This window comes from Micromonospora sp. NPDC000316 (assembly GCF_042898885.1).
Taxonomy (GTDB): Bacteria; Actinomycetota; Actinomycetes; order Mycobacteriales; family Micromonosporaceae; genus Micromonospora.
In genome coordinates this window covers 30326-42361 of the sequence record NZ_JBIAZG010000022.1, presented here as the reverse complement: position 1 = coordinate 42361, position 12036 = coordinate 30326, and the positions used below count along the sequence as shown (strand labels likewise).

Genomic DNA, 12036 nt, shown 5'->3' with positions numbered 1-12036 from the left:
AAGCCAATTAGGAGCCGAGGCCGCCCAACGCTGAGGGCTGACCACACGCTCCACCAAGGAGGACATGTGCTTGCATCCCTGCGGCGTCCGTTTGCTCGGCACCTTGCAATCCTCGCTTCAGCATTTATAGGGGTGATTGCCGCGGTTGGAAGCCCCGCCCAAGCGGTCAGTAGCTACATAGGATCGAACTCCGACGGCGCAAACGTCCGGACGTGCGCAAGCACGACCTGCAGCTCTCTGGGATACCTCGGCAACAACACCGGTGTCACGATGCACTGCTGGGTCGACAACCAGTGGGTCCACCCGCCGAACTCCGATTACGCCTCCAACCGCTGGTTCTGGAGCGCGACGCCAGTCGGTACCGGCTACATCCACTCATCACTGGTAGAGAACCAGACCGTCGTCGGGCACTGCTGACAAGATCGGCACACCGCAACGGGACGAGAGAAACGGCATCTCGGTGCCGCCGCTAACACCATTGGCAGTTACCGACCCTGCCGGTCAGGCAAGGTCCACGGGCCCGAAAGCCCGTGGACCTTGCCGACTCCCAGTCGGGTCGTGCCCGAATCTGAACTCCTCCACGATTTTCGTAACCTGATCTTGGGCCGGATGGCGGTTGGGATCGACGCACGATCTTGTCGACCTCGCCAGGGCGGGGCTCGAGCGCGGCGCGTACCTGACGCTGCTTCCGGGCGCCGGAGACCTGTCACAACCTGTGCCGCAGACCCAATGGAGATTCACCCCGGCCGACCTCGAGGCCCTCTTGGTCAAGATGGTGTGAGACACCCCGTGTGAGTGGGGTGCTGACCTACTGAGGGCGGGATCGGAGATCCTTGTGTATGTGTCCACTTCATCTGGCAAGCAGCCGGCGTCCGGCGGCGGGGACCCGGCGCCAAAGCCGTCACGGCGGGTTTTCAGCCCGGAGTACAAGCTCGCGATGGTCGCCGAGTACGAGAACGCCGCGAACGGAGAGAAAGGTGCGATCCTGCGCCGGGAAGGTTTGTACTCGTCGCACATCATCGAATGGACACGGGCTCGCGACGCCGGGCAACTCGGCCAGGCAGGGGCTCCGGTCACGGATTCCGGTACTGCGGCGGCGGAGTCGCGCGTGAAGAAGTCCGCAGAACAGGTCGAACTGGAGAAGCTACGCCGGCAGAACGAGAAGCTGCAGGCGGACCTGAAGAAGACCCGCATGGCGTTGGACATCATGGGAAAAGCGCACGCGCTCTTGGAAGAACTCTCCGAGAGCGCGGACAACGACAACCGGCCGAAGAGATCCTGACCACCGTGTTCGGCGAGTTACGCGACGCGGACATCTCGGTGCAGCGGGCGTGCGTGCTGACCGGGACCTCGCGGGCGACCTACTACCGGCGGGCGAAGCCGGTCGGACCGCGGCACGGGCCGTGGCTGCCACGGACCCCGCCGCCGCAGGCGCTCAGCACGGCCGAACGCGACCGGGTGCTGGCTCTGCTGAACTCGCCGACCTACGCCGACCTGGCGATCCCGCAGGTCTGGGCCCGGGAACTCGACGCGGGCCGCTACCACTGCTCAATGTCCACGATGTATCGCATCGCCCGTGCCGCTGGGCAGAGCCGGGAACGACGCCGGCTGGCGACCCATCCACCCCGGGTGCGTCCGGAGCTGGTCGCGACCGGGCCGGGTCAGGTGTGGTCCTGGGACATCACCGCGTTGAAGGGACCTGTCAAAGGCCTCTGGTACCGGTGTTACGTCGTTATCGACATCTACTCGCGTTACGTCACCGGCTGGCTCGTCGCGGCCGGGGAGGACGCGGTCGTCGCCCGCGACTTCCTGGCGGACGCGATCAGCCGTAACGGGATCGAGCCGCACACCATCCACGCCGACCGTGGCGGCGCCATGGTGTCGAAGCCGGTATCGGAGATGCTCGTCGACCTCGGTGTCCTACGGTCGCATTCCCGACCCCGGACCTCGAATGACAACCCGTACTCCGAAGCTCAGTTCAAGACCATGAAGTACGTGCCGGACTTCCCGGAAAGGTTCGGGTCCCTCGCTGACGCGAGAGCCTTCTGCGACGGGTTCTTCACCGCCTACAATCACGAGCATCGGCACTCCGGGATCGGCTGGCACACCCCGGCGTCGGTGCACTACGGCACCGCCGAGCAGATCCGTGAGCAACGCCAACGCGCCCTCGACGCGGCCCACGCCACCCACCCGGACCGGTTCAACCGCCGGCCGCACGCACCGAAACTGCCCGACCACGCCTGGATCAACCAGCCGACCCAGCAGGAACAGACCGTCTCAGTTTGACTTGACAACTACCGCGGGGAGGGGACGGGGTGTTCCCGCTCGATACGCCCGCGGAGGGTGTCTTGGTCGGCGTGGAGGACGAAGTGCCTTACCGGGATGGCGTGATGGGCGAGGCCTGTGCTGATCTCGCGCCAGTATTGCTCGACCAGGACAGTCATGGGCATCACCAGAGTGCCTCCGGTGTAGTCGAGCACGCGGCGGGCGGTCTCGACGACGAGCTGCCGCCACGGCGGCCAGTGCTGGAAGTTGTCCGTCTCGGGCAGCCCCGGCGTGATGTCCATTAGTGAGCCATTTTCATCGTGATGGTGCAGGTCACGGGCAGTGCGGGTGGCCGATGTCGACATAGGACGAGACTCCCGGTAAGACAGCAATCGACCAAGATCAGATGCCCCAACCGGGAGCCTCGCTGTGCTGTCTTACCCTGCCGCGATTCCGTTGTCCACCCGCAGCCTGAACCACCTCGCCGGTCTCATCCGAGCCCGCCGTGACCAGCGGCGATCCCGATGGCGGCGCCTCGACCCCGGCCGGCAGGCCCTGCTCGCCCTGGCCCACCTGCGTAACGGTGACACCCTGACCCGCCTGGCCGCCGGGTTCGAGATCGGTGTCACGACGGCCTGGCGCTACGTCCGAGAGGCCATCGACCTGCTCGCCGTCACCGCCGACGACCTGACCACGGCGATGACCAGGATCCGCCTGCTGGCCTACGCGATCCTCGACGGCACGCTGATCCCGATCGACCGGGTCAGCGACCAGAAGCCCTACTACTCCGGCAAGCATCGCCGTCACGGCGTCAACGTGCAGGTCATCGCCGATCCGGCAGGCAGACTGATCTGGGCTTCGCCCGCACTGCCCGGCTCAGTCCATGACCTGACCGCAGCCCGCACCCACGCCATCATCGACGCACTGACCAACGCGAACGTGATGACCCTCGCCGACAAGGCCTACCAGGGCGCCCGCGGCAGCATCCGAACCCCGTTCAAACGCCACCGTTACCGGCCGAAACTCTCTCGCTGGCAGAAGAAGGCCAACCGCGCTCACGCCCGAATCCGTGCCATCGGCGAGCGCGCCAACGCCACCCTCAAGACTTGGAAAGTCCTGACCAGGCTGCGCTGCAGCCCACACCGGGCGACCCCGATCGTGCAGGCCATCCTCGTCCTACATCACGTCGGGGGCTGTGGCCGGAGGGGCTGGGCGTCGCCTGGACCGTGTCGGGCTCCAGTTGATGCCTGACACATCGGCTTCACTTGGAAGTGACAGTTGGCCGGCTCTATCCGGGCCCTGGCTGTCACAGGGCGCAACTGGAGCGCCGCCCGCGGTTGGGAATACGATCCTCGATGCCGGTCAAGACGCGCAGTCAGCGACCACGTCAGTGCACGTCATCGCGGAACCTGAACACCATGTCGGACCAGCCTGTGTCAGGCATCCCACCATCGAGCGCCTCGCTGATGGTTCGTTCCTCATAGTTGAAATGCGACTCCATGATCGACGCGAGTCCGTCAAGATCACGGCCGATCGCTTCCAACGCCGGACCGTGAGATCTGGTGGCGTTGTCAGCGAGTTCGGTTACTCGCGACAGGATCGATGCGATCATCCCGTGGTCCTCGACGAGGTTGGCGACGGTCCCCGCGAGGTCGGGGCGCTCCCGCAGTAGTTCGGCGAACATCCCCGTGTCCTCGCCCTGATGATGCGACGTCAGTGCGGCGCAGAACGCCAGGCAATGGGTTACGAGTACGTCGTCGTCCGGTTGATGCTGCCCCAGGCCCGCCTGGAGCTCGTTGATTTGGCGACGCAGTTCTTGATGTGCCTGCGCGAGTTGCAGGCTGAACGCGACTGCGCGGTCGCGGTCGTGGGAAGTCATTGATGGCGGCCCTTCGGTTCCACACCTCGATGCCTGACGCTGTCCGCCACCGGCACGGGATGCTGCCTCTATTCGATCTAAAACGCGGCGGAGCCGCAAGCTCGACCGGCCGCCGACGCGCATCCTCATTGCCGCCACCAGTGCCGCCCTACCACGAACTGGCCCTGCTCCGACGCCCGCCAGCACGCACCCGGCCGAGCAATCCGCCCGCGACGCGACCACCGTTGCCCAAGCGGGTGCCTTCGCGCGCCAACGCCAATGGCGTGCAGTGATTTGCCCGGGCCAAGTAACTGCGTCAGTGCGTGCGGCGCCGGGCCCTACGTCCTGTGTCCTACATGTCCAAGACGGGAGCGGCGCCACGCTCTAAGTGCCTCGGGGAGCTGACCAGGCGCACCATCCGTCACTGAGGCTCAACGGCCCATGCCACCGCCGTCGACTCATCCATCGCGGTCGCCATCAAGGGCTTGAACGTGTGGTCGGCAAAGGCTCGGGCGGGCGGTATGAACCAGCCGGCGCGCGCTGTACAGGCACTTCGGTGTGTGACCTCTTCGGCGGAGCCGAAGAGCACTATCACAGCTAGACTTGCGTGAGCTTCAGAGTTGCGCTGAGCGTCATCGGCGGTGGGGCAATGGGTGGTGTCGCCCCACGACACGAACCCCCATGCCTGCGTAGGCGGGTCGCGATGAGTAGGAGCACGTCGCTCTCTTGTTGACGGGAGACCCCGACGGTCGGTGGGACCCTGGCGACGTCCTGTCGGCCTGATCTGCCGGTTGCGGGTGTCGAAGACGTAATCGTGGAAGGTCGGTCACCATCTCTGTTCGGAGTCAGGATGTGTCAGGTCCGGTCCCCGGTCCAGGCCGTTTCGAGGATCGCGGTCAGGCTGGCGGTGTCGGTCGGGCCTGGATGGTTCTGGATCAAGCGGGTGACGCCACTGGCCATCTCCGCGAAGCGCGGGAGGTCGGCGCGTGCCACGCCGATGTCCGCCAGGGTGGGAGGGATGCCGATGTCGGCAAGGAGCTCGCGGAGCCAGGTGAGGAACGTGTCTGCGGCCTCGGCATCCGAGGCGTCGGCCACGTCCAGCCCGCACACCCCGGCGAGGATGGCCAACCGGTCGCCGATGGCCTCCTTGGCCGCATCCAGCGCGTAGGGCAGTAGTAGCCCGACGCCCAGGCCGTGCGCCGTGTGCGTGGCTGCGCCGATGGGGTACTGGAGAGCGTGTGGGGCCGCGTTGCCCGCGTGGGAAAACGCGAGCCCGGCGAGCACGGACCCGTAGGACATGTCCGCGCGTGCGTCCGTGTCGCCTCCGTCCCGGACAGCGCGGCGCAAGCTACGGGCTATCCGCTCCGCGGCCAGGAGCGCGTAGTGGTCGGTGATGGGGTTGCGGCCGAGGAAGACCTGCTCGACCGGGTCGCGCGGTCCGTGGGCCCGGGGTCGCGCGGTGTAGCTCTCCACCGCGTGACAGAACGCGTCGATGCCGGAGTGGGCGGTGACGGTCGCAGGGCAGGTGTAGGTGAGTTCGGGGTCGACGATGGCGAAGTCGGGCACGATGTGGACGCTGGAAACCCCCACCTTCAGCTCGCGGTCCGGGTCGGTCAACACCGAGACGGGTGTGAGCTCGGAGCCGGTGCCTGACGTCGTCGGGACCGCGACGAGGGGCATCGTCGGCCCCGGCACCTTCGACTCGCCGTAGAAGTCGCGCGGCGTCCCACCGTGGCGCCGGATGACGCCGACGATTTTGGCGAGGTCGATCACCGTGCCACCCCCGATGGCGAGGATCACGTCGGCGTCCACCTCGGCGGCGGCCGAGACGGCCAGGGCGACGTCGGTGAGTGGCACGTCTGAGGTCGCGTCGGAAAACACCTCGACGACCTCGACCTTCTCCCGCACGGCGGCCACGATCTCGGCCACGCCCGGCTGCCTGAGAAGAACCTGGTCGGTCACGATGAGGACTCGCGAGCCACTCTCGGCCACCACTCGTGGGATGTTCTGCGCGACCCCTTCGCCCACTATCAGCTGGCGTGGTCCGCGGACGGTCTCAAGCATGTCGGTGCCTCTCCGGAACGTCGGCGGCGGTGTGCTGGGTGGGTGTCAGGTCGCCTGCGGGACCGGGACGGCGTCGGCGAGGTTGGCCGCCCGGGTGGAGCGGACGTCTGCCGGCTGCAGGCCGGTCACGGTAGGTCGATCGCCGCGTAGGTGACGTCGAGGTATTCGAGGATGCCCTCGTGCGACCCCTCCTTGCCGATGCCGGACTGCTTCACGCCTCCGAACGGAGCGGACGGGTCCGATATCAGGCCACGGTTGATGCCGATCATTCCCGTGGCCAGCCCTTCGGTGAACCGGAGCGCCCGCCGCAGGTCACGGGTGAAGACGTATCCGACCAGGCCGTGCTCGGTGTCGTTGGCCTTCGCCAGCACCTCGTCGTCGGACGTGAACGAGATGATCGGCGCCACCGGGCCGAAGATCTCCTCCCGCAGCATCCGCGCGTCGTCGGGTACGTCGACGAGGACGGTGGGCGGGTAGAAGTGGCCCGGCCCGTCCGGTCGCTCGCCGCCCACCAACACCCGGGCGCCACGTTCGACCGCGTCGGCGACGAGCGCGTCGATCTTGGTGACCGAAGCCTCGTCGATCAACGCCCCGACGTCCACGCCGTCGTCGAGACCATGGCCCACCGAGAGCGCGCCCATCCGCTCGGCGAAGCGCGCCGTGAACTCCTCGCGCACCGGCTCCTCGACGTAGATCCGGTTGGCCGCGATGCACGACTCCCCGATGTTGCGCATCTTGGCCACCATGGCGCCGTCGAGGGCGACGTCCAGGTCGGCGTCGGCACACACGATCAGGGCCGCGTTTCCGCCCAGTTCCATTGAGGTACGCAGGACGTTGTCCGCAGCCTGTCGTAGCAGCACGCGCCCGACCTCGGTCGACCCGGTGAACGAAAGCTTGCGGGTCCGACTGTCGGCCAGCAATGCGGAGACCACCTCACCGGCACGCTTGGTGGTCACCACGTTGACGACGCCCGGGGGAACGCCGACCTCCTCCATGACGCGAGCCAGGAACAGCATGGTGAGTGGCGTCTGGGCGGCTGGCTTGGTGATCGTCGTGCAGCCCGCAGCCAACGCAGGAGCGATCTTGCGGGCGCCCATGGCCAACGGAAAGTTCCAGGGCGTCACGAAGACGCACGGTCCGACCGGCTTCGGCACGGTGAGGATGCGGTATCCACCTGCGGGAGCGGTGCTGTAGCGCCCCTCGACGCGTACCGCCTCCTCGGCGAACCAACGGAAGAACTCGGCGCCGTACGCCACCTCTGCCCGAGCCTCGGCGAGCGGCTTGCCCATCTCGAGCGTTATCAGCCGGGCGACCTCCTCGGATCGCTCGGTCAGTGCCCGGTACGTCGCGGTCAACAACTCTGACCGCTTCCGCGGTGGGGTCGCCGCCCACTCCGCCATCGCCCTGCTCGCCGCGTCCAGAGCGGCGAGCCCGTCAACGACGCCGGCATCGGCCACCTCGGCGATGGTCTTGCCGGTGGCCGGGTCCTCGACGGCAAAGGTGGCTCCGCTTGCGGCGTCACGCCAGGCGTCGCCGATCCGGAGCCGCCGGTGCTCGGGGGCCAGGACGTTCATCGGGTCACTCATCGCGCCACCTCCTGTGATCTTCGTTTTGATGTCCGGGTGCCTCAGCGATCGCGCTGCGCGCGCCGACGGGCCGGTCACGGGCCCTCGTCGGGGGCGAGGTTGCCGAGCGGCTCGAACCTGCCCTCTGCAGAGCGACGCCCCGCGCCATCGATGGCCTTCTCGGGCCACGGCCGATTCAGCGTCCTCACGCGGCGGCGCGGGGAGCGGCGAACCCGGCCGAGGCTGTACGCACCGGTGACGGTCCGCCGAAGCACGGCTGCCACGTCCGGGCGCGTGTGGCCGTCGCTGCCAGGCGGCGGCTACCGCCCTGCCTCGGACAGCGACAGTCCGGTGCCCGCATCGAACAGGTGCGCGCGGTCCAGGTCGACAGTGACAAGCAGCCGCTCGCCCGGCGCACCGGTGACGGTGGGCCGTGCCTTGACCTTGAGCATCTCCGTCCCCACTCGAACGTCGACCACCGTCCGGTCACCGAGCGGCTCCAGCGCGTAGAGTTCCCCCGACAACGAGGCGCTCCCAGGCTGCTCGACGGACAGGTCCTCCGCGCGCAGACCCAGCAGCAGCGCACGACCGTCCTCAGCCGTGGCCCAGCGTGGCCGCGGCAGCGTCCAGCCTCCCGCACCGACCAGACGATCTCCCTCGGCGTGGCAGGCGAGCAGGCTGATCGGCGGGCTCCCGACGAATCCTGCGACCCACTGGTTGGCGGGACGCTCGTACACCTCGGTCGGCGTTCCGACCTGTTGCACCTTTCCCTCCTTGAGGACCGCTACCTGGTCGGCCATGGACAGGGCCTCGACCTGGTCGTTTGTCACGTAGACGAAGGTTGCTCCGAGACTGCGGTGGATGCGGGTGAGTTCGGTGCGCATCTCGACGCGGAGCTTGAGGTCGAGGTTCGTCAGCGGCTCGTCCATGAGAAACGCGCGCGGGCGACGGACCAGCGCCCGGGCCAGGGCGACGCGCTGCATCTCACCGCCCGACAACTGCGCGGGACGACGCTGCAGCAGACGTTCGATGTGCAGCAGACTCGACATCTGCTCGACGGCAGCGGCGATCTCGCTCGCAGAACAGCGGCGTGCCCGCAGCGGCGATGCGATGTTCTCGTACACCGTGTGTCGCGGGTAGAGGGCGTAGCTCTGGAAGACCATGGCCAGGTCGCGTGCGGCCGGGGTGTCACCTGTCGCGTCCCTGCCGTCCAGATGCACCGACCCGGCGTCGAGCTTCTCGAGGCCGGCGATGGCTCGCAGGGTCGTCGTCTTGCCTGCCCCGGAGGGCCCGAGCACGACGAAGAACGAGCCGTCCGGCACGTCCAGCGTCACCTCGTCCAGGGCCTGGACCTTTCCGAAGGACTTGCGCAGCCCTTGCGCTGCCACGGTTCCCATCAGGCCACCAGCTCTTCCGTGCTTGCGTCGTAGACCGCCGGGGTCCCGCCGGTGTGGCGCAGCCCGACCTTTGCGTCAGTGGCGAAACGGACGGTCGTTGGCATCCGAACCCGTACGTCGCGCTGGCCGCTGTGGTCGACCACGTAGATGATTTCGTCGCCCAGCCATTCCGCCGAGACCACGCGGGCCGGCACCGAACCGTCCGCCCCCGGCTCGGTGACCTCCAGCGCCTCCGGCCGGACGCCTGCCACCAGACGACGGTCGCGCGACAGGCCTGCCGGTGGCGTGAGGGCCAGTCCGCCCTGACCGCGCAGCTTCCCGTCCTCCACCTCCACCTCGATCAGATTCATTGGCGGTGAGCCGATGAACGCGGCGCAGAAGAGACTCGCCGGACGGTCGTAGACCTCAAGCGGCGTGCCGATCTGCTCGACGCGGCCCTTGTTGAGGATGGCGATCCGGTGACCGAGCGACATCGCCTCGACCTGGTCGTGGGTGACGTAGACCATCGTCGCCCCCAGCTCCCCCTGTAGGTGCTTGATCTCCGTGCGCATGTCCGCCCTCAGCTCCGCGTCCAGATTGGTGAGAGGTTCGTCCATGAGGAAGGCTCGCGGCCGTCGTACCAGGGCACGAGCGAGCGCGACGCGCTGCTGCTCCCCGCCGGACAGCTGGCGCGGTCGCCGGTTCAGCAGCGGTCCGAGCCGCATCAGCCGGGCGGCCTCTTCGACCCGCTTGTGCACCTCCGACTTGGGCAGTCCCTCGGCCCGCAGTGGGAACGCCAGATTGTCGCGGGTCCTCAGATGCGGGTAGAGGGCGTAGAACTGGAACACCATGGCGATGTCGCGCTCGGCGGGCGGCAGGTCGTTGACGAGCGTGTCGCCGATGCGGATGTCGCCCGTCGTCTGCCTCTCCAGACCGGCGATGGCCCGCAACGTCGTCGTCTTGCCGCAACCCGAGGGGCCGAGCATCACGAACAGCTCGCCATCGTCGATGGACAGGTCAACGCGATCAACCGCGACCGTTCCGTCCGGGTAGCGCTTGTGCAGGGCTGTCACCTCGATGCCTGCCATCAGCGTCGCACCGCCCCGAGCGTCACACCGGCGACGAGGTGCTTGCGCACCAGGTAGGCGAAGACGAGCACCGGTAGGGCGAACACCACGGAGGCGGCGGCCACGAGACCCCAGTCCGTAGTGGTACCGCCGATGAGGCCGGCGATGGCGGGTGGGGCCGTCCGCACGCTGTCGCTGGAGGTGAGGAAGATGGCGAACACGAACTCGTTCCACGAGAAGATGAGTGCGAAGACCGCTGTCGCGGCGATGCCGGGTAGGAGCAGGGGAAGGGTGTATTTCCAGAACGCCTGCAAGCGGGTGTAGCCGTCGAGCATGGCGGCGTCCTCGTACTCCGCGGGCACCTCGTCGACGAATCCCTTCATCATCCAGATCGTGAACGGGACGTTGAAGGCCGTGTAGATCAGGATCAGGCCGAGCTTGCTGTCGATGAGTCCGACTTGCCGGTACATGAGGAAGATCGGGACCACGACCACCACGGGCGGCATGAAGCGGGTGGACAGGATGAAGAACAGTTGGTCCTTCTTGGCCTTCACGCCGAAGCGTGAGTAGGCCCAGGCGGCCGGAACCCCCAGCACCGTGGCCAGCACCGTCGAGACCCCGGCGACCACTACGGAGTTGAGGAACGCGACGGACAGCGCCGAGCGGCCGCCGCCGGGGGCGACGAACACGTCCTTGAAGTGGTCCATCGTGACCGTGAAGCCGAAGAACTTGGCCGGGATGGCGTAGACGTCCCGGTTCTCCTTGATGGACGTCTCGATCATCCAGAGCACCGGAAAGAGCATCACGACGGCCAGGACGATCAGCAGCACGATCTCCAGCGCGGAGCGGCCCCGGCCGCCACTGCGGCGCGCGGGCGGCGTGTGACCCGGGGCAGGACCCGCTGACACTGCCTCGTCGACGGAGACTGCCATCAGTCCTCCTTGAGCTTGTTCAGGTAGCGCAGGTAGAGCTGCGTGAGGACGATGACGACGAGGACCATGAGGATCCCGTACGCCGAGGCGGTGCCGGTGTTGAAGCCGAGAAACGCGACCTTGTAGACGTGGAACGACAACGTCTCGGTGGAGACACCCGGGCCTCCGCTGGTGAGGATGTAGACGAGGTCGAACAGCCGGAAGGCTTCGATGGCCCGGAACAACACGGCGATGAGGAGCAGCGGCCACACCAGCGGAAGAGTGATGGTGCGGAACTTGAACCACTCGGACGCCCGGTCGATCGAGGCGGCTTCGTACAGGTACTTCGGCACCGCGGTGAGGCCCGCGAGTGCGATGAGCATGATGAACGGCGTCCACTGCCAGGTGTCGACCACGATCAGGGAGACCAATGCCGTTCGCTGCCGGGTGAGCCACTCCACCTGCCCCAGGCCGAGCGAGCCGAGCATGCTGTTGACCACGCCGAACTGCGCGTCGAGCATGAATCGCCAGAACAGACCGACCACGACCGGCGACAGCATCATCGGCACCAGGAACAGGGTGGTAAGCGCTCCTCGCCCGTGCGTGCGCCGTGAGATCAGGTACGCGATGCCGAAACCGAGCACTGTCTGGAGGCCGACCGCGCCGACCACGTAGATCAACGTCGTGAGGGCCCTCTGGTGGACCTGCGCCGACGTCAGGATGGCCGTGTAGTTGCCGAACCCGACGAAATTGGCGGGCCCTCCGCGGGTGGCCGAGTAGTCGGTGAAGGACAGGTACAGCGCCCACAGCAACGGGAACACCGACATGGCGAGCAACAGCAGCAGCGCGGGGGAGATGAACGCCACGGCGAGCTTGCGGTCGGTCAGCCGGCGGGGCCGCCCCGGTGCAGGTGGCGTCGCGGACGCCACC

The 12036-nt window shown here is 67.4% G+C and carries 11 protein-coding genes; 3 read left to right on the top strand and 8 right to left on the bottom strand.

The genetic code is table 11. The annotated features are described in order from the left end of the window. Positions 1-937: 937 nt before the first annotated feature. Positions 938-1282, top strand: coding sequence for a hypothetical protein (locus ACFY2Q_RS27625; RefSeq protein ID WP_387135195.1), 345 nt, complete (start codon positions 938-940; stop codon positions 1280-1282). A 5-nt stretch (positions 1283-1287) separates the two neighbouring features. Next, positions 1288-2286 carry an IS3 family transposase gene (locus ACFY2Q_RS27620; RefSeq protein WP_387135193.1) on the top strand — a complete coding sequence of 333 codons (999 nt, stop codon included), beginning with the start codon at positions 1288-1290 and terminating at the stop codon, positions 2284-2286. 8 nt (positions 2287-2294) lie between these two features. Here the strand turns inward: ACFY2Q_RS27620 and ACFY2Q_RS27615 are convergent, their stop codons facing one another. Next, entirely contained in the window at positions 2295-2567 is a 273-nt protein-coding gene (locus tag ACFY2Q_RS27615; RefSeq protein ID WP_387135191.1) for a hypothetical protein, read from the bottom strand. Positions 2568-2694: 127 nt separating this feature from the next. On the opposite strand from ACFY2Q_RS27615, the gene ACFY2Q_RS27610 reads away from it, so the two are divergent. Beyond that, on the top strand, positions 2695-3516 hold the full coding sequence (locus tag ACFY2Q_RS27610; protein ID WP_387135188.1) for a transposase family protein: 822 nt from the start codon (positions 2695-2697) through the stop codon (positions 3514-3516). A gap of 136 nt (positions 3517-3652) precedes the next feature. Here the strand turns inward: ACFY2Q_RS27610 and ACFY2Q_RS27605 are convergent, their stop codons facing one another. The 7 genes from ACFY2Q_RS27605 to ACFY2Q_RS27575 all read right to left on the bottom strand — a co-directional run bounded on the left by ACFY2Q_RS27605 (position 3653) and on the right by ACFY2Q_RS27575 (position 12035). Then, complete coding sequence (locus ACFY2Q_RS27605; RefSeq protein WP_387135186.1) at positions 3653-4144, bottom strand: hemerythrin domain-containing protein; 492 nt, start codon at positions 4142-4144, stop codon at positions 3653-3655. An 834-nt stretch (positions 4145-4978) separates the two neighbouring features. Further along, the gene (locus ACFY2Q_RS27600) at positions 4979-6187 is read right to left on the bottom strand and encodes an iron-containing alcohol dehydrogenase (protein ID WP_387135184.1); all 1209 of its coding nucleotides are present in this window, start codon (positions 6185-6187) and stop codon (positions 4979-4981) included. A gap of 125 nt (positions 6188-6312) precedes the next feature. Continuing rightward, positions 6313-7773 carry an NAD-dependent succinate-semialdehyde dehydrogenase gene (locus ACFY2Q_RS27595; RefSeq protein ID WP_387135181.1) on the bottom strand — a complete coding sequence of 487 codons (1461 nt, stop codon included), beginning with the start codon at positions 7771-7773 and terminating at the stop codon, positions 6313-6315. A gap of 299 nt (positions 7774-8072) precedes the next feature. Continuing rightward, the gene (locus tag ACFY2Q_RS27590) at positions 8073-9149 is read right to left on the bottom strand and encodes an ABC transporter ATP-binding protein (RefSeq protein ID WP_387135179.1); all 1077 of its coding nucleotides are present in this window, start codon (positions 9147-9149) and stop codon (positions 8073-8075) included. Further along, positions 9149-10216: an ABC transporter ATP-binding protein gene (locus ACFY2Q_RS27585; protein WP_387135177.1), complete on the bottom strand. Its 1068-nt coding sequence runs from the start codon at positions 10214-10216 to the stop codon at positions 9149-9151. Before ACFY2Q_RS27585 ends, ACFY2Q_RS27590 begins: the two co-directional genes overlap by 1 nt. Further along, positions 10216-11127 carry a carbohydrate ABC transporter permease gene (locus ACFY2Q_RS27580; protein WP_387135174.1) on the bottom strand — a complete coding sequence of 304 codons (912 nt, stop codon included), beginning with the start codon at positions 11125-11127 and terminating at the stop codon, positions 10216-10218. Before ACFY2Q_RS27580 ends, ACFY2Q_RS27585 begins: the two co-directional genes overlap by 1 nt. Continuing rightward, positions 11127-12035, bottom strand: coding sequence for a carbohydrate ABC transporter permease (locus tag ACFY2Q_RS27575; protein WP_387135172.1), 909 nt, complete (start codon positions 12033-12035; stop codon positions 11127-11129). The genes ACFY2Q_RS27580 and ACFY2Q_RS27575 overlap by 1 nt, the downstream gene beginning before the upstream one ends. Position 12036: the final 1 nt, after the last annotated feature.